At 62.0% G+C, this 16227-nt stretch carries 19 protein-coding genes; 12 read left to right on the top strand and 7 right to left on the bottom strand.

The features are described 5' to 3' along the window. The first annotated feature begins 34 nt into the window (after positions 1-34). Positions 35-817, top strand: coding sequence for a ribose 5-phosphate isomerase A (rpiA, locus tag NLK60_RS11545; RefSeq protein ID WP_254807934.1), 783 nt, complete (start codon positions 35-37; stop codon positions 815-817). 126 nt (positions 818-943) lie between these two features. Here rpiA and NLK60_RS11540 read toward each other — a convergent pair whose 3' ends face one another. From NLK60_RS11540 to NLK60_RS11525, 4 genes are all read right to left on the bottom strand, one after another. Then, a complete protein-coding gene (locus tag NLK60_RS11540; RefSeq protein ID WP_254807933.1) occupies positions 944-1345 on the bottom strand; it encodes a hypothetical protein in 402 nt (133 codons plus the stop codon). A 93-nt stretch (positions 1346-1438) separates the two neighbouring features. After that, entirely contained in the window at positions 1439-2215 is a 777-nt protein-coding gene (locus tag NLK60_RS11535) for a methyltransferase domain-containing protein (RefSeq protein WP_254807932.1), read from the bottom strand. A 45-nt stretch (positions 2216-2260) separates the two neighbouring features. After that, complete coding sequence (locus tag NLK60_RS11530; RefSeq protein WP_254807931.1) at positions 2261-2818, bottom strand: OsmC family protein; 558 nt, start codon at positions 2816-2818, stop codon at positions 2261-2263. Between the two features lie 226 nt (positions 2819-3044). Further along, positions 3045-3890, bottom strand: a complete 846-nt coding sequence (locus tag NLK60_RS11525) for a helix-turn-helix transcriptional regulator (protein WP_254807930.1) — start codon at positions 3888-3890, stop codon at positions 3045-3047. Positions 3891-3988: 98 nt separating this feature from the next. On the opposite strand from NLK60_RS11525, the gene fni reads away from it, so the two are divergent. Both fni and NLK60_RS11515 read left to right on the top strand, forming a co-directional pair. After that, positions 3989-5041 carry a type 2 isopentenyl-diphosphate Delta-isomerase gene (fni, locus tag NLK60_RS11520; RefSeq protein ID WP_254810475.1) on the top strand — a complete coding sequence of 351 codons (1053 nt, stop codon included), beginning with the start codon at positions 3989-3991 and terminating at the stop codon, positions 5039-5041. 103 nt (positions 5042-5144) lie between these two features. Beyond that, entirely contained in the window at positions 5145-6254 is a 1110-nt protein-coding gene (locus NLK60_RS11515; protein WP_254807929.1) for an MBL fold metallo-hydrolase, read from the top strand. A 224-nt stretch (positions 6255-6478) separates the two neighbouring features. On the opposite strand, the gene NLK60_RS11510 is transcribed toward NLK60_RS11515, so the two are convergent. Beyond that, entirely contained in the window at positions 6479-6646 is a 168-nt protein-coding gene (locus NLK60_RS11510; protein ID WP_254807928.1) for a DUF1931 family protein, read from the bottom strand. A gap of 411 nt (positions 6647-7057) precedes the next feature. Here NLK60_RS11510 and larB point away from each other — a divergent pair, with 411 nt between their 5' ends. From larB to NLK60_RS11495, 4 genes are all read left to right on the top strand, one after another. After that, positions 7058-7813 (top strand): nickel pincer cofactor biosynthesis protein LarB, encoded by a 756-nt coding sequence (gene larB / locus NLK60_RS11505; RefSeq protein ID WP_254807927.1) that lies wholly within the window; start codon positions 7058-7060, stop codon positions 7811-7813. A gap of 149 nt (positions 7814-7962) precedes the next feature. After that, complete coding sequence (locus NLK60_RS19700) at positions 7963-8112, top strand: DUF7563 family protein (RefSeq protein WP_425461936.1); 150 nt, start codon at positions 7963-7965, stop codon at positions 8110-8112. A gap of 95 nt (positions 8113-8207) precedes the next feature. Further along, entirely contained in the window at positions 8208-8462 is a 255-nt protein-coding gene (locus tag NLK60_RS11500; protein WP_254807926.1) for a GIY-YIG nuclease family protein, read from the top strand. Positions 8463-8637: 175 nt separating this feature from the next. Further along, complete coding sequence (locus NLK60_RS11495) at positions 8638-9324, top strand: plastocyanin/azurin family copper-binding protein (RefSeq protein WP_254807925.1); 687 nt, start codon at positions 8638-8640, stop codon at positions 9322-9324. A 199-nt stretch (positions 9325-9523) separates the two neighbouring features. Here NLK60_RS11495 and NLK60_RS11490 read toward each other — a convergent pair whose 3' ends face one another. Further along, positions 9524-10114, bottom strand: coding sequence for an NADPH-dependent FMN reductase (locus NLK60_RS11490; RefSeq protein ID WP_254807924.1), 591 nt, complete (start codon positions 10112-10114; stop codon positions 9524-9526). Between the two features lie 153 nt (positions 10115-10267). Between NLK60_RS11490 and NLK60_RS11485 the strand changes: the two genes are divergently transcribed. Both NLK60_RS11485 and NLK60_RS11480 read left to right on the top strand, forming a co-directional pair. Then, positions 10268-11686 carry a phosphoglucomutase/phosphomannomutase family protein gene (locus NLK60_RS11485; RefSeq protein ID WP_254807923.1) on the top strand — a complete coding sequence of 473 codons (1419 nt, stop codon included), beginning with the start codon at positions 10268-10270 and terminating at the stop codon, positions 11684-11686. Between the two features lie 77 nt (positions 11687-11763). Beyond that, positions 11764-12012, top strand: coding sequence for an amphi-Trp domain-containing protein (locus NLK60_RS11480; RefSeq protein WP_254807922.1), 249 nt, complete (start codon positions 11764-11766; stop codon positions 12010-12012). Positions 12013-12066: 54 nt separating this feature from the next. Here NLK60_RS11480 and rio1 read toward each other — a convergent pair whose 3' ends face one another. Then, positions 12067-12939 carry a serine/threonine-protein kinase Rio1 gene (gene rio1 / locus NLK60_RS11475; RefSeq protein WP_254807921.1) on the bottom strand — a complete coding sequence of 291 codons (873 nt, stop codon included), beginning with the start codon at positions 12937-12939 and terminating at the stop codon, positions 12067-12069. 139 nt (positions 12940-13078) lie between these two features. On the opposite strand from rio1, the gene ligA reads away from it, so the two are divergent. Genes ligA through NLK60_RS11460 form a run of 3 tightly spaced genes read left to right on the top strand, consistent with a single transcriptional unit; the run spans position 13079 to position 16226 of the window. Then, the gene (gene ligA / locus NLK60_RS11470) at positions 13079-15175 is read left to right on the top strand and encodes an NAD-dependent DNA ligase LigA (RefSeq protein ID WP_254807920.1); all 2097 of its coding nucleotides are present in this window, start codon (positions 13079-13081) and stop codon (positions 15173-15175) included. 41 nt (positions 15176-15216) lie between these two features. Beyond that, positions 15217-15819 (top strand): nucleoside monophosphate kinase, encoded by a 603-nt coding sequence (locus tag NLK60_RS11465; RefSeq protein ID WP_254807919.1) that lies wholly within the window; start codon positions 15217-15219, stop codon positions 15817-15819. Beyond that, on the top strand, positions 15816-16226 hold the full coding sequence (locus NLK60_RS11460; RefSeq protein WP_254807918.1) for an RNA-binding domain-containing protein: 411 nt from the start codon (positions 15816-15818) through the stop codon (positions 16224-16226). Before NLK60_RS11465 ends, NLK60_RS11460 begins: the two co-directional genes overlap by 4 nt. Position 16227: the final 1 nt, after the last annotated feature.

Genomic DNA, 16227 nt, shown 5'->3' with positions numbered 1-16227 from the left:
TATGCTTTTCCCATCGGCCCGCGCTCGTGAACGTATGTGTGCGAAAACGACGGGTGGCTCCGCGGAAGCCAAACGCCGTGCGGGGGAACGGGCAGCGAAGGCGGTCGAAGACGGCATGGTCGTCGGTCTCGGTACGGGGTCGACCACCGCGTACGCCATCGAGGCCATCGGTCGGGCGGTCGCTGACGGGCTCGAGGTGCAGGGGGTTCCGACCTCGTTTCAGTCTCGCCAGCTCGCACTCGAGTGTGAGATACCCCTGACGGACCTCGATGCCGTCTCTGGGGTAGACCTGGCAATCGACGGGGCCGATCAGGTTGTCGATGGCGGCGACGACAGGGACGGGACAGCCCCCGGGCACGCTGGGCCCGATAGTGAGCACACCGACGATGAAGGTGAGCACACCGGAGCCGATGGCGACCTGATCAAGGGTGGGGGCGGGGCACACACACGCGAGAAACTGATCGCCGCGGCGGCCGACCGCTTTCTCGTCGTGGCCGACCCCACAAAGTGTACCCCCGTCCTCGAGCGCCCGGTTCCAGTCGAAGCGATCCCCGCCGCACACACCGTCGTTGCCGATCGCGTTCGCGACCTCGGTGGCGAACCAACCCTCCGGCTCGCCAGCCACAAAGACGGTCCGGTCGTCACCGACAACGGGAATTTCGTGCTCGACTGCGCGTTCGGCCCGATCGACGACGCGAAACCGCTCGAGCAGGCGCTATCCTCGACGCCGGGCGTCCTCGAGCACGGGCTGTTCCTCGAGATGGCCGACACCGTCTACATCGGGACCGAGGACGGTGTCGACGTGCGTCAGTACTAAGTTGTAACTCACTACCAAATTGGTTCTGTTATAATAGTATATTGATAACACAATTATAGTATGTTAATCCATCTACGATAGTAAATTAATCACTGGTTGGTAGTAAGGATGAATGGTTCAAACGATCTATTGGTCCTCGAGTGCCGCCTCCTCGTCACCACCGACCACTACCCACACGATGTAGGCAACACCAAGCACTCGAGTTAACGGGATGACCCACGGTTTCACCTCGATGTCGTCCGGATTCTCGTAGGCGGTGGCGAGTGCCAGACGGAGAACCACTCGAGGCGCTGTGAGCGCGACCAATCCACACACCGAAAGCGTTCGGGTGACGATGGGCATGCGCCACCGATTTCCGATCGCAAACCAGGCACAGACGAGTCCCTCGAGTCGGGCCATCGGAATCGTCCAGGGTCGTAACTCGGCCGTTTCGGGGTTTTCGAACGCCTGGCGCTCTCCCCAGTCGATGAGCCGGTCGGGAAAGAGGCTTTCGAGGATAGCAAGGGTGACGACGATTGGTCTGAACATACGTCTCGAGTCCACGAGTGTGCACAAATACCTGGGGCTTCGCTGCCGACGCGGGGGAATTGGGCGACAACCGCCCAAACCGTGGCCGGCCCGTCAGTCCATCCGTGCCAGCACCGAGATGCTGTTCACGCCGTACTTTTCACAGGCACCTGCTGCCTGGTCGGAGATGAACGCGTACTCGTCGTTTCGCCGTTTGGTCGCAACCTCGAGTCCCGACTCCTCGAGGGCGTCAGTATAGTTATCGACCTGCATCGCACCGCCGATGCAGGCTGCCCAGAGGTCTGCGCTGGTTTTGATCGATTCGGGCATCTGTTCCTCGCTGATGATATCGGACAGCGCTAACCGACCGTCAGATCCGAGAACCCGTCGAATCTCTTCGAAGACGCGCTCTTTCTCGGGAGAGAGGTTGATCACGCCGTTCGAGATGACGATATCGAACGTGCCGTCGTCGAACGGTAACGATTCGATGTACCCGTGTTCGAATCTGACGTTCTCGAAGCCGCCGTCATCGCGGAGTTGACGCGCCTTTTTTAGTTGTTCGTCGGTCATATCGAGGCCGACGACCTCGCCGGTTTCACCCGCGTGTATCGAAGCGACGAAGACGTCCATCCCGGAACCGCTACCGAGATCGAGCACTCGCTCACCGGGTTCGATAGCCGCGAGGTCGAAGTGATAGCCGACACCGGCAAAGGAATCGACGGCGGCCTGCGGTACCTGATCGAGGTTCGCGGGGTCGTATCCGAGTCGCTCTGCGAGCGGTCGCCCCATCTCGAAGTGAAAGTCCTCGTCGGGCGATTGCGCAACGTCCTGATACACCGCCTTGACTTTTGCCTCGAGTTTGTTCGTATCGAGTTGGTCTGTGTAGCTCATTTTTCGTATTCTCGTTTCGGTGTTGAGGGGTCCTCGTTTCAGTGTTCAGTGCCGACTGGCGAGGACCATGTTCGTCTCGAGAGGTACCGTGTTTCGGATCGAGTCGATCAGCGGTGAGGTGGCTTCGACCCGTTCGCGGAGTTCGGCCAGGTCCTCCTCTGAGGCGTTCGCGTCGACGTACGCGGTGCAGGTGATGCCCTCGTAGCCGGGTCGGACGTCTTCGTCGATGCCGAGGAAGCCCCTGAGGTCAACGTCGCCTTCCATCTCGAATTGGAGTTCCTCGAGTTCGATGCCCATCGCGGCGGCATTGGCGGCGTAGCCGACGCTGAGACAGGACCCAAGCGCTGCCAGCAGCAACTCGACGGCGTTCGGTGCGGTCCGTTCGCCCAGGATCTCTTCGGGTTCGTCGCCTTCGATGTGGAACTCGCGCGTCGAAACCCGTTCGCCCGCCTGATCGAACTCGTCGATCGTGGTCACACACCGGAGTGCGTCCTCCCACTCTGTCTCGGCCCGAAACGTGAATTCACCGGCGGCCGGTTCGGCACTGATCGCGTCTATCGCCTCACCTAAGGCTTCGACGTCGACTCCGTTCGTGGCGCTCATCGGTGGTCACCTCGAGTGCATCCGCTGTTGTATTGCATGTGGTATGACACCCTGCAACAGAGGGTACATGATACAACCAGTTGTAGGCATCTCATGGGAGTCGTGCACGGGATGACACCGTTGCAGGGTGTGCAATCAACGCCGAACTGCGGATATCCCGAATAATGGCGGATACGTCTCTCGAGACACGACAGACGCTACCAGTGGGGGTTCTGTGGGTACACGCTCACCAGGGAGGTGGCGGCGACCACGTCGGGACCTCGCCAGCTGCAGCCTCGAGTGGACGCAGCTCTCCATCTTCGAATGTCACTGGCTCTGCGTTGTCCCGAATCGTTTCGTAGGTCGATTCGACCCACTGGTAGACCGCGGGATTGTCGGTATCGAGCAGCGTCCGCACGGTTCCGGTATCGGGGACGTAAAAACAGAGTGCGGCTCGATGGTCGAACAGACTCAGGCCACACTGTGGTAACTTCTCCTGTAGAAAGACGGTGATGTTCCCGCTCTCGAGCGTTCGCCGTGAGAGGACCGGATACGTCGATCGGATATAGCTGGCGACAGCCGGTTGGTCGATGATGACGGCATCCATGCCGTCGATTATCTGTTCACAGAGGTCTTCGATACAGGGTTCGACTAAACCGAGTTCGAAGCCGACAAATCGGAGCGTCGTCGTCTCCTCGAGTAACGTGGCGAACCGGCTAATGGGTCGATACGGGTCGTCCACTGTGGCGCAGGTGATCGTTGCATCTACGACAGCCTCGAGTGAGATGGCGTCGTCCGGCAGACACCGCCACTCGGATCGAAGTTTTTGCTCCGTTTCGAGTCGGCCCAGGGTTTCCCTGATGGTGTCTGCGACGAACGAACCCAGTTCTGTGGCTTGGTAGCGATGGTCGATTCGTTCGACCCAGTGTCGGTCCTCGAATGCCCGCAACGTCCGGCTGATGGTGGAGGCTGACGCCCCGGTCTCTGTTTTGAGCTTCGACCGATCACGCGGCCCGGTAGCGAGTGCTGTCAGTATGTCGACCCGGTGAGGGGACCGAGTCAGAAACTCCACTTCCTCGAGCACCTCGGCCATGTATTTTGGTACCACATACCACGGCATAAAGCGTTCCCTTCGCTTCGAAGGGATACCTTTTCAACAGCGCCACCCAACGAGTGACCAGAGACGAAGCGATGCCCGAGACATCCGACCGAAAAGACGACCACATTCGTATCATCGAAGAAGAAGACGTCGAAACCTCGGGGACCGGGTTCGGCGATATCGACCTCGTGCACGAGGCACTCCCGGAGATTCACCGGGACGAAATCGACACGAGTATCGAGTTCCTTGGCGACGAGCTGGCAGCTCCAATCGTCATCGAGAGTATGACGGGGGGCCACCCGAACACGACCAAAATCAACCGGTCGCTCGCCGGAGCGGCCCAGGAAGTCGGCGTGGCCATGGGCGTCGGTAGCCAACGGGCTGGCCTCGAACTCGAGGACGATGGCGTGCTCGAGTCCTACACCGTCGTCCGCGAAGCGGCCCCGGACGCGTTCCTCTACGGTAACGTTGGTGCGGCCCAATTGCTCGAGTACGACGTCGACGCGGTCGAACGCGCCGTCGACATGATCGAGGCCGACGCGATGGCGATCCACCTCAACTTCCTGCAAGAAGCCGTCCAGCCCGAAGGCGACGTTGACGCTCGAGGCTGTCTCGAAGCGATCGAACGGGTTGCGAGTGCGCTCTCGGTACCGGTCATCGTCAAAGAGACCGGCAACGGGATCTCCCGGTCGACGGCCGAACGGCTGACCGACGCGGGTGTCGACGCCATCGACGTCGCCGGCAAGGGCGGAACCACGTGGTCGGGCATCGAATCCTATCGCGCGGCGGCTGTCGGCGCGCGACGACAGGAACAGGTCGGCCAACTGTTTCGTGCCTGGGGGGTCCCCACGGCCGTCAGCACGCTCGAGTCGAGTGGCGTCCACGAGACGGTGATCGCCAGCGGCGGCGTCCGGTCGGGGCTCGATATCGCGAAGGCGATTGCCCTGGGTGCGACCGCTGGCGGCCTCGCAAAACCGTTCCTCTCGCCCGCGGGACAGGGGCAGGATGCCGTCGTCGACACCCTCGAAACCCTGCTGCTCGAGCTCAAAACGGCGATGTTTGTCACGGGATCGGCCACGGTCGAGGAGCTACAGGAGACCGAGTACGTCGTGCTCGGACGGACGCGTGAGTACCTCGAAGGGTAGTACGAACGGTAGGTGTGATGCACTCGAGGGGTAGTGAGCTACTGTCGTTCATCGAGCAACCGGACCGCAAAACCGTAATCCCCCGGGTACGTAGCCACGGGTAATGCACCGGATCGCACTCGGAAACACGGTCTTCGAGGGAGCGAACAACGCCTATCTCCACGACGGCGAGTCGACGGTCTTGCTCGACACCGGCGTCGCTGTCGGGGAGACTCGAAACGAACTCGAGGCCGGTCTCGAGTCTCAGGGCGTGGAGTTTGCGGATATCGACGCCATCGTTTTGACCCACTATCACGCCGACCACACCGGGTTGGCGGGCGAGATTCAGGCGGCGAGCGGAGCGACCGTCTACGCCCACGCGGCTGACGCACCCCTGATTGCTGGCGAGCAAGCCGCCTGGGAGGAACTTGAGTCGATCCAACGTCGACTGTTCGACCAGTGGGGAATGCCCCCGGAATCACAGGACGAACTCGTCACCTTTCTCGAGGCAGGCGAAGGCGCGGGTATCTACGGCGATCCGGTCGACGTGACCCCGATCGAAGACGGACAGACGCTCAGGCTCGGCGATCTCACACTCGAGGTCGTACACGCGCCCGGCCACACATCCGGGCTGTGTTGTTTCGTCCCACTCGAGGGCGACGGCGAGCCTGGGACGGACGGTGAACGTGCAACGAGTGGCGAGGATGGCGAACGTGCAACGAGCCATCAGGTCTACACCGGCGATGCCCTCTTGCCTGAGTACACGCCCAACGTCGGCGGGGCTGACGTCCGACTCGACGGTGCGCTCGCGGCGTACGTTCGCACGCTCGAGTGGTTCATCGAACGCGATTTCGTCCGTGCCTGGCCCGGCCATCGAATGCCGATTGCAGAACCCGCGACGCGCGCTCGAGACATCCTCCTCCATCACGAGCAACGAGCCTACCGGGTGGCAGACGCGCTGGCGAAACCCGAAACGCGGGTCGAGGAAGATCTGTACTCCGAGCACGGGCCGGCCGACGCCTGGACGGTCAGTGCCCGACTGTTCGGCGACCTCTCGAATATCCACATCCTGCACGGCCCTGGTGAAGCGTACGCCCACCTCGAGCACTTGCGGGATGAGGGCGCGGTCCGGATGGACGACGGCGGACGCTATTCGCTGACCGAAACTGGGCGAGAACAGTTAGCGGCGTGTACCGATGGGCGGTGGCCGCTCTCGGAGTTACTGCGAGCATGAGCACTCCGCCCCGCGTCGACATGTGAGTCGAACCTAACAACTGCTATCGATTCGACTTGCCGGTTCAGGTTCGAGAACCCACTGAACGTCATCGTGGTGGGTTTGCACTGCTGTAGTGGATGTTGCCATCGTCGAGTAGTCGCTACTTCCACCGCTGGTTTGCCAGCTGATATGGATTTCACTCGAGGGTGTAGCGTCCGATAAAATGGGGGATCTACGCCTGCTTACAGGTCGCGAGGCTGGACCGTCTTCCGGTCGTTGGCCTCGGCGCGTCGGGCGGCGTCCTCGAGCAGTTCCGAAACTTCCTCGTCGAGTGCTTCGTAGAAGTCCGAAGCGACGTTTTTGTCATCGAGTGCTTCCTTTACGGCTGCTTTGACGATAAGATCTGCCATACAGGCTACTCGTTCCCGTTTCCATCTTATAAAGGTTCTGTTTACAACCCTCGAATTCGGCTCACAGCGGGCCGATACGGCGTGTTTACGGGCCTTCCCCACCGGAAAGTATATGTCGAATGACCTGCCGAGCGTGAATATTCCGGTCTGTATGGCCGGATCACCGCTCGCGCGCGCTCTCGACCGGGTTCCCGGGATTCTCCTTTTTCGGAATCTTTTTTATACGGAACTCAGCGCTCGGGCCCGAACTATAGTAGCCAGTGAAAGTCATTGCACACCCTCTCCCAAGCGGGCGTCCCGTTAGGTGTGTCCGTCGTTTCACTGGCTACTATACCAGATGGATGCTCGAGTGTTCGGCGAACTCGTCGGTAACCAACAGAATCCTATAGCCTCGAGACCGACTCCTCTGGTATGCGTGAACTGCTCGAGGCCGTGGCGGCCGGAGAAATCTCACCCGCCGAGGCCGAGGGACGACTCAACGGCTACGTGACCGAGGAGGCCGGCCGATTCGACGCGGCCAGACCTGCCCGACGCGGCATTCCCGAAGCCATTCTGGCCGAGGGTAAGTCGGTGTCGCAGGTACAGAGTTTGACTGTCACCTCACTCGAGACGACCGGTCGGGCACTACTGACGCGATTACGCGACGAACAGGTATCGCCACTGGAGACACACCTCGAACGGGAAGCCCCCGAGGCAACGGTCGACCGCCGTGGCTCGACGATGCTCGTCACCGCCGAGACGGACGACCGTCCGAGCGTTCCGGCGACGGTCGCTATCGTGACGGCCGGAACCGTCGATGGCCCGGTTGCTGACGAGGCGGAACTCGTCTGTGTCGACGGCGGCCTCGAGGTGGACCGGCTGGAGGACGTCGGCGTCGCGGCACTGGATCGGCTGCTAGATCAGGTCGAGCGGTTGCGAGCGGCCGACGTCTGCATCGTCGTTGCTGGCCGCGAGGGTGCGCTGGCGACCGTCGTCGCGGGGCTGGTGAACACTCCGGTGATCGGGGTGCCAGTCTCGAGCGGCTATGGCCACGGTGGCGATGGTGAGGCCGCACTTGCCGGAATGTTACAGTCCTGTACGGTACTCTCGGTCGTCAATATCGACGCAGGATTCGTCGCTGGCGCTCAGGCGACGTTGATCGGTCGGGCAGTGGCGGACGTTTCGTGAAGCAGATGACAGCCGTTTTCACTTCGTTCAACGTCGGGTTCAAAAGGCGAAGAAAATCTTCCTAACGACCAAAAGTTAACAGCGTTTGGCTAAGCCTATTTAACCATGTAGCGGTTACGATGTATTGCCGGACGAGAGCCGGCGTTACCATGCCCACGTGTAACCATTGCGGCGCGCATGTGTCCGAACGCTTTGCACGCGTCTTTGCGGACGCGAACGGCGAGATTCACGCGTGCATCAGCTGTTCGGCCAACGCAGGAATCGCCGAAGTCGCCAGAGAGCGCGCCAGAGGCACCTGATAGGGAACGGTCCCTACACCCCGCTGTATCGCTTGCAAGGAATAACTTGGCCCCGGTCAGGACGCTTTTTAAACCACCGTCCGTACGTCGAGACGATGGCCGCCCACGTCGTCTACGTGCTCGAGTGTGCTGATGGGTCACTGTATACGGGCTACACCACCGACCTCGAGCGACGGGTCGACGAACATAACCGCGGCGTCGGTGCGAAGTATACCCGCGGGCGAACACCCGTCGAGGTCGTCTACAGCGAGCGCTACGAGAGCAAATCTGCGGCGATGTCACGGGAGTACGCTATCAAGCAACTCACGCGCGTCCAGAAGGAACGGCTGGTCGGTCTCGAGGGAGGATAATCGCCTGCAGCGTGTTTTTTGGGAGCGTCTCGAACTCGAGGAAACCACCTCTCTACTCGAACCCGGGGTGGGAAACCACCTCTCTACTCGAACCCGGGGTGGGAAACCACCTCTCTACTCGAACCCGGGGTGGGAAACCACCTCTCTACTCGATCATGAGGATGTTCAGGTCTTCGTGGTTGTTGGGGCCTGTACTTTCACCCTCGAGGGTGTACCGATACTGATCGACATGCTTCGCGACCTTTCAACTCAAGGTTCGGTACATCCTGATCGACGAACGGCCCTTCACGGACTCGCTTTTTTGCTTGCGTCGACCCTCGTTCCGGGGACGGTCACCGCACAGGACGACACGGAGGAGGACGAAACGCAGGACGAACCCGACGAGGATCCGGAGGACGATGAACCTGTAGAGGAAGACGATGCTGCCCAGCCCGCCGACTCCGTCATCGTCGAACTGGTCGACTTCGCCTACGAGCCGGGGACAGCGAGCGACCTCGAGATCCCGCCCGGAACGCGGGTCGAGTTCGTGTGGATCACCGACAACCACAATATCGTCGTCGACGCTCAACCCGAAGCGGCTGACTGGGACGGGCACGAACCGATCGAGGACACCGGCTTCGAGTACGAGTACACGTTCGAAGTCGAGGGTACCTACGACTTTCACTGTACCCCACATATCGGGCTGGGCATGATCGCGACGATCGTGGTCGATCCCGAGGCAACACCCGACGACGATACCGTAATTCCGGAGGTCGTCCCGTTTTCGGCGTGGACGCTGGCGATCGCGACCGTCGTCTCGCTGATTGCGGTGCTGGCACTCACGTACATGTTCATGCGCTTTGGCGGGCCATCGGCGGAGTGATGCAGTTTGATGCGCTCTGTTTCGCGACCTCGAATCGATCTGAAATCAGATGCAGAGACTGGAGTCGATAGCGGGCCACCGATCTCGAGGAACAGCAGACCGTCTCAGTAGCCTCCCAAGCGTCGACCGATGCGTGAAACCGGACAACGCCCATCGGTTTCACGCATCCGTAAAGAGTGGGGAAGCCACCCAGACCCTCTCAGTCGTCCGTGGTCGGGATCTCTGGAGGCTGCCGGTCGTCGATGAAGGCGTACTCCACGAGCTGACGGCCGAGTTTCTCTACTCTGTCTTCGAGACTCGAGTCGATGAACGCGCGCTCGTCGATGGCGGCGGGGTCGTACTCGAACTTGTCAGAGGCGTTTCGAATCCCAACCTGGTGGGGTAACACCCAGGCGTGGACGCCTCGCATCGTACTTCGCAGGTGATCGAGGGTCGGGCCGTAGGAGCCGCCGCCGGCGGTCGCCAGCAGGCCGACGGTGGTGTCCTCGAACTCGTCCCAGCCACAGTAATCGTGGAAGTTCTTGAACGCACCCGAGAACGTGCCATGGTAGACCGGCGTGCCGATGGCGATTGCGTCGGCCTCACGGGCAAGCTTCAGTACTGCAGCGCCATCGCCTTGATCGTCAATATCGGGGTTGTACACCGGAAGATCGTACGCACCCAGGTCGAGTAACGTCGTCTCGGCTCCGGCATCTTCAGCTGCCTCGAGGACGTATTTCAGGGCTGTGCGCGTGTAACTCTCCGCCCGGAGGCTCGAGGAGACAGCGAGGACCTGTGGGGGACGGCTCATACAGGAGTCACGGGCGAGGCAGATAAAACAATCTCGACTTCTGGACTGTCGACGCCGTAGCATTTCCGAGCGTTCGGGCCGCTGACAGTTCTCTCGTTGGCGCTCGTGTTGGATGATCAGCGGTTTTTTCGGGACCGGCCTCGAGGGACGCGTATGGAGCAGATCGCGTTCGGAACTGACGGCTGGCGAGCGCCGCTCGAGACGTTCACGCCGGTTCGTGTTCGGATGGTCGCCCAGGGTATCGCATCGACGCTTCAGGCGGAGGGACACGACCAACCGGTCGTCGTCGGCTACGACGCTCGAGAGGGATCTCGAGGGTTTGCCGAAGAGGTGTCGCGGGTCCTCTGTGCGAACGGATTCGACGTCCTGCTCAGCGAGCGTGACCGACCGACGCCGCTGTATGCGTACACGGTCGTCGACCGCGAGTGTGCTGGGGCCGTCGTAATCACGGCATCGCACAACCCGCCATCGGACAACGGTATCAAGTTCATTCCGAGCGACGGCGCACCGGCGCTGCCGCCGGTGATGGACGCGATTGCCGACTCGCTAGGCGAACCAATAGCGCTCCCTGCTGATGAACACGGATCGGTCCGGGAGTTCGACCCGCTCGAGGATCACGCCAGCCACTGTCTCGAACTCGCGGAATCGATCCTCGAGGATGCTTCCGGGTCCGAGGACGCGGACGTTCACGCACACCTCGAGGGTCTCACCGTCGCCTACGACGCGATGCACGGCAGCGGTCGGGAGGCCACGGACGCACTTCTCGAACGGGCCGGTGCCGGGGTCGAACGACTGCGGTGTACGCGCGACCCCGAGTTCGGCGGTGGCGCGCCAGAACCGGCGGCGGAGACGCTCGAGGAACTGGTCGAGGTCGTCACCTCGGGGGCGGCCGACCTGGGTATCGCGAACGACGGGGACGCCGACCGTATCGCCGTCGTCACGCCCGAACGCGGATATCTGGACGAAAACCTACTCTTTGGGGCGCTTTTCGACTGGCTGCTCGAGTCCCGCTCGGGCCCGGCAATCAGAACGGTATCGACCACCTCGCTGCTCGACCGCATCGGCGAGGCACACGGCGAGTCTGTCCACGAAGTTCCCGTCGGATTCAAGTGGATTGCCCGGGGGATGGCCGAGCACGACGCCCTCGTCGGCGGCGAGGAATCGGGCGGGTTCAGCGTCCGTGGGCACGTCCGCGAGAAAGACGGTGTGCTCATGGGACTGCTCACCGCGTGCATGCACGCGGCCGAACCGATCGACGACCGGGTCGACCGGCTGCTCGAGACCCACGGGCACATCGTCCAGCGAAAGACGAGCGTTCCCTGTCCCGACGAGGAGAAAGTGGCCCGCCTCGAGGCGCTCGCTGACGACGTTCCGGACGTCGTCGCGGGGGCCGCCGTCGACTCGGTGAATACGGCTGACGGCTACAAACTGGCTCTCGAGGACGGCTCGTGGTTGCTCGTTCGGCCGAGCGGAACCGAACCCGTGTTGCGAGTGTACGCCGAAGCCGGGACGCTCGAGCGAGTGGAGACACTGCTCGAGGCGGGTGAACGATTGCTCGAGTCGGTGGCGTGACGCCGGATTCTGGTAGCCAGATCCTACAGTATGGTACCGACGCCAATATTTTTGCTCCTGGTCGGTGGCGGTGGCCTATGGGCGACAAAACCACCGCTAGTGAGCAACACTCGAGAGAAGAAACGGCTGACCTTCTGCAAGCGCTGGCAAGCCAACTCCGCGGGGAGGGAACGGCCGACGTCACCGTCGGCAACAAAGTCGTGACGCTGACGCCGAGTGAAACGGTCGAGTACGAAATTACCGTCGAGGAACGGTCACCGATGCTCGGCCGACGTCGGGAAGAGATTTCGATCTCACTCGAGTGGGGTGTCGAGACGGAATCGTAGTGGCTGTTTCCTCGAGTTGGGGCCCCAAACTGGTCTTGCTATCGGGTGTCGACGTCACCGACTTCCGTCACCGGAGGGATCCGGCGTTGGCTGGGTGACGAACTCGAGGAGGTCCTCGTCGTCGATCTCGAGACCCTGTCGTCGGAAAAAGGAGGCGACGTTGTGACAATCACGCTCGAGGAACCCTCGGCTGTTGGGATGGTGAACGGTGACGGCCTGTCCGAGATCGATAACCACGAGGTGGCCGTCGTGAAAGACGACGTTGTACTCGCTGAGGTCGCCGTGAATGAGGCCCGCCGAATACAGCCGACGCATGTACTCTCGCAGCACTTCGTAGGCCGTCTGTGGGTTCTCGACGTGGACTTCCCCAAGCCGTTTAGCTCGGCCGTCTTCGTCACCGAAGTACTCCATGACGAGGACGTTGCGTTCGGTGGCGATCGCCTCCGGAACCCTGACACCCGCACGTCTCGCTCGTTGGAGGTTGGCGAACTCCTTTTTCACCCAGGCGAGGACGACGTCTTTTTTCTTCCCGCCGAGTCCCTCGAACCGAGGGTCACCCTCGAGATAGTCACGCATCTGGCGGAAGTTGGAGGCGTTGATGCGGTAGACTTTGACGGCGACTTCGCGGTCGTCACCCAGGGCGTGGTAGACGTTGGCCTCTTTGCCCGTCGATATCGGCCCACCGAAGGCCTCGACGTGGCCGTCCTGTACGAGCTTGTACAGCGCGGCGAAGGTGGCGTCGTCGAACACTGACTGTTCGACTTTGAACTGGTCTGCGTCCTTGATTCGTTTCTCGAATTGCTCGAACGACCGATCCCGTTTCCGGGCGATACGGTCCGCTTCGGTGTCGGTGACGTCGATTTCTTCCCACTCGTCACCGGGGGTGTCCGTCTCCTCGAGGTCGACCAGTTCGAACTCCGTTGGCATCTACAATCACCTAGCGGTCCAGACGGGTAAAACCGCGGGTCCAGCACTACGAACAGACAGTTCGCACTCGGGGTTCCGAAACTGGGCTTCCAGGCGCGAACGTGCAGGTTTAACGGGGTGGATTCCCAACCCACGGCCAATGACTGACGCCATCGAAGACAACCCGTATCTTCGTGATCCGCCGACGGAGTTCGAGCCCGTTGACTCGCTCGAACCTGAGCGAGCCGAACGCCAGGTCGAGGCGCTCCGGGCGGCTATTCGCGAACACGACCGACGCTACTACGTCGAGAACGACCCGATAATTGCTGACCGGGCCTACGACCGGCTGTTCTCCCGCTTGCAGGAACTCGAGGACGCGTTCGACCTGGCCCATCTGGACAGCCCGACCCGCGGGGTGGGCGGCGAACCACTCGAGGCGTTCGAGACCGTCGAACACGTCGCCCCGATGCTCTCGATCGACCAGAGCGGCGAGGCCGACGACGTTCGCGCGTTCGACGACCGCGTTCGACGCGAACTCGAGGCGGCGGGCTACGACGGGGAAATCGCCTACGTCTGTGAGCCGAAATTCGACGGCGTTTCGATGGCCTTTACGTACAACGAGGGGAGCCTCGAGCGGGCGGTTACCCGCGGAGACGGTCGCGAGGGTGACGATGTGACGCGAAACGCCCGAACAATCGGTTCTGTTCCACAGCGGTTACACGACGACCCGCCCGAGTTTCTGGCGGTCCGGGGTGAGGTCTACATGCCCAAAGACGCCTTCCGGGAACACAACCGCGAGCGAATCGAACGCGGGGAGGAGCCGTTTGCCAACCCGCGAAACGCGACGGCCGGGACGATTCGCCAACTGGACCCGTCGGTCGTCGCCAACCGCCCCCTCGAGGTCTTTTACTTCGACGTACTCGAGGCGAGTTCCCTCGAAGATACCCATCTCGAAGCACTCGAGGCGTTTCCCGACTACGGGTTGCGGGTCAACGACCGGGTCGAACGCGTCGAGGACATCGATGGAGCCATCGAGTATCGGGACCGGTTGCTCGAGGAACGCGACGGGTTGGACTACGAAATCGACGGCGTCGTGATCAAGGTCGATTCCCGGGAAGCCCGTGAGGAACTCGGACAGACCGCCCGCCACGACCGCTGGGCCTTCGCCTACAAGTTCCCCGCGCGAGCGGAGGTGACGACCATCGGTGACGTGGCGGTACAGGTGGGTCGAACCGGCCGCGTCACGCCCGTCGCGTTGCTCGACCCCGTCGACGTCGGCGGCGTCACCGTCTCGCGAGCGAGTCTGCACAACCCCGAGGAGATCGCCGAAAAGAACGTCAACGTCGGCGATACGGTTCGCGTCCAGCGCGCTGGCGACGTTATTCCCTACGTCGAGGAAGTCGTCGAGAAAGGGAGCGAGGGCCACTACGAACTCCCCGAGCACTGCCCGATCTGTGACAGTGTTATCGAACGAGACGGCCCGCTCGCGTACTGTACCGGTGGGTTGGCCTGTGACGCCCAGCTTCGGCGCTCCATCGAGTACTACGCGGGCGACGACGGTCTCGACCTCGAGGGCCTGGGCGAGAAGACGGTCCGCCAACTGCTCGAGGCTGGGCTCCTCGAGAGCGTCGCCGACCTCTATGCGTTGCCCGAACGACGCGAGAAACTGCTCGCCCTCGAGGGCTGGGGTGAAACGAGCGTGGAGAATCTCGTGGCCGAAATCGAGGCGAGTTGCGAACCCGCCTTGGCTGACTTTCTCTCGGCGCTCGGCATTCCACACGTCGGCCCGACGACCGCACGAGAACTGGCCCGAGAGTTCGGCACCTTCGAGGCGTTCCGTACGACGGCCGAGGATACTCCAGCGGAACTCGAGGGTGTTGACGACGTCGGTGAGACGGTCGCACAGACCATCCACGAGTTCTTCGCCAGCGACGCGAACGCGGCTGCCGTTGACGCTATCCTCGAGGCCGTCGACCCACAGGAGTCGGCCCTCGAGTCTGGTGGCGACGCCCTCGAGGGACTGACGTTCGTGTTCACGGGGGCACTCGAGGACGTCACTCGCGATGAAGCCCAGGCGTTCGTCGAAACCCATGGTGCGAACGCAACGAGCAGCGTCTCGGGCAACACCGACTATCTGGTCGTCGGCTCGCGACCCGGGTCGACGAAACTCGAGGACGCCGAGGCGAACGACGTTCCGGTGCTCGAGGAGGACGACTTTTTCGCGTTGCTCGAGTCAGAAGGGCTGGCCCTCGAGTAGAGACACAGCCCTTATGCCCACGTCGCCTGTACTGGCAGGCGATGTACGTCATCGGAACCGTCGGACTGCCGGGAAGCGGCAAAGGCGAAGCCGCGACCGTGGCTCGAGAGCAGGGCATCCCGGTCGTCACGATGGGCGACGTTGTTCGTCAGGAGACCGCCGACCGCGGCCTCGACCCAACCAAGGACCACGGGACGGTCGCCAAAGCGCTTCGGGAAGAGAACGGTCCGGCCGCCATCGCCGAGCGCTCGCTGCCGATGCTCGAGGACCGACTCGAGAATCACGAGGGCGTCCTCGTCGATGGCATCCGGTCGGGTACCGAAGTCGACGTCTTCGAGGAGCGATTCGAGGATGCGTTCACCCTCATCTGTATCGACGCCCCGTTCGATGTTCGCAACGAGCGCATCACCGTTCGCGGGCGCGATGCGGGCGCTGGTGACGGTGGTGAACCCCTCGAGGCGCGAGACGAGCGCGAACGATCGTTCGGGATGGACGAGGCGATTGACCGGGCCGACGTCACCATCGACAACACCGATACGCTCGAGGCGTTCCGCGAGCGCATCGAAACGGTGCTCGAGGCGGCCAGAGACGGACGAATCGGTGCCATCGATACCGCGAGCATTACGCTCGAGTCAGAACCATGAGTGTCTACCGCGTTACCGCAGAGATCACCGCCCCCGTCTACGATACGGAGGTGACCAGTCGCGTCGAAGATGCGATTACGAACCTGTTCCCCAACGCCGACCTCGAATCACGGTTTGGCGAGGTTACTGGCACGGTTCACTCGCTCGAGCACTTCTCGGAGTGTCTCCATCGCCAGGAAATTCTCGACACCGCTCGCGGGGAGTTTTTCGAAAACCGTGAGGGACAGACGTTCGAGTTCGCCTTGAAAAAGCAAGCAGCGTTCGAAGGCCGGGTGAACTTCGCGGTCGGCGAACCGGACGAACTCGGCGAGATTTCCGTCCGCGTGCGAGTGGACGAGCCGGGCCTCGAGGAGTACGTGGATACCATCGCGCCACCGACCGAGGACGGTCGCCCGCTCGAGTCCTGAT

The sequence above is a fragment of the Natronosalvus amylolyticus genome (assembly GCF_024298845.1).
Lineage (GTDB): Archaea > Halobacteriota > Halobacteria > Halobacteriales > Natrialbaceae > Natronosalvus > Natronosalvus amylolyticus.
This window is presented reverse-complemented; position numbering and strand designations above follow the sequence as displayed.

Bases quoted from the DNA above. Each gene is read 5' to 3' on its own strand.
- larB (WP_254807927.1), top strand. From the start codon at position 7,058: ATGCGTGAACTGCTCGAGGCCGTGGCGGCCGGAGAAATCTCACCCGCC.
- fni (WP_254810475.1), top strand. From the start codon at position 3,989: ATGCCCGAGACATCCGACCGAAAAGACGACCACATTCGTATCATCGAA.
- NLK60_RS11490 (WP_254807924.1), bottom strand. From the start codon at position 10,114: ATGAGCCGTCCCCCACAGGTCCTCGCTGTCTCCTCGAGCCTCCGGGCG.
- NLK60_RS11535 (WP_254807932.1), bottom strand. From the start codon at position 2,215: ATGAGCTACACAGACCAACTCGATACGAACAAACTCGAGGCAAAAGTC.
- NLK60_RS19700 (WP_425461936.1), top strand. From the start codon at position 7,963: ATGCCCACGTGTAACCATTGCGGCGCGCATGTGTCCGAACGCTTTGCA.
- NLK60_RS11515 (WP_254807929.1), top strand. From the start codon at position 5,145: ATGCACCGGATCGCACTCGGAAACACGGTCTTCGAGGGAGCGAACAAC.
- NLK60_RS11465 (WP_254807919.1), top strand. From the start codon at position 15,217: ATGTACGTCATCGGAACCGTCGGACTGCCGGGAAGCGGCAAAGGCGAA.
- NLK60_RS11485 (WP_254807923.1), top strand. From the start codon at position 10,268: ATGGAGCAGATCGCGTTCGGAACTGACGGCTGGCGAGCGCCGCTCGAG.
- NLK60_RS11530 (WP_254807931.1), bottom strand. From the start codon at position 2,818: ATGAGCGCCACGAACGGAGTCGACGTCGAAGCCTTAGGTGAGGCGATA.
- rio1 (WP_254807921.1), bottom strand. From the start codon at position 12,939: ATGCCAACGGAGTTCGAACTGGTCGACCTCGAGGAGACGGACACCCCC.
- ligA (WP_254807920.1), top strand. From the start codon at position 13,079: ATGACTGACGCCATCGAAGACAACCCGTATCTTCGTGATCCGCCGACG.
- NLK60_RS11525 (WP_254807930.1), bottom strand. From the start codon at position 3,890: ATGGCCGAGGTGCTCGAGGAAGTGGAGTTTCTGACTCGGTCCCCTCAC.
- NLK60_RS11460 (WP_254807918.1), top strand. From the start codon at position 15,816: ATGAGTGTCTACCGCGTTACCGCAGAGATCACCGCCCCCGTCTACGAT.
- NLK60_RS11500 (WP_254807926.1), top strand. From the start codon at position 8,208: ATGGCCGCCCACGTCGTCTACGTGCTCGAGTGTGCTGATGGGTCACTG.
- NLK60_RS11510 (WP_254807928.1), bottom strand. From the start codon at position 6,646: ATGGCAGATCTTATCGTCAAAGCAGCCGTAAAGGAAGCACTCGATGAC.
- NLK60_RS11540 (WP_254807933.1), bottom strand. From the start codon at position 1,345: ATGTTCAGACCAATCGTCGTCACCCTTGCTATCCTCGAAAGCCTCTTT.
- rpiA (WP_254807934.1), top strand. From the start codon at position 35: ATGTGTGCGAAAACGACGGGTGGCTCCGCGGAAGCCAAACGCCGTGCG.
- NLK60_RS11480 (WP_254807922.1), top strand. From the start codon at position 11,764: ATGGGCGACAAAACCACCGCTAGTGAGCAACACTCGAGAGAAGAAACG.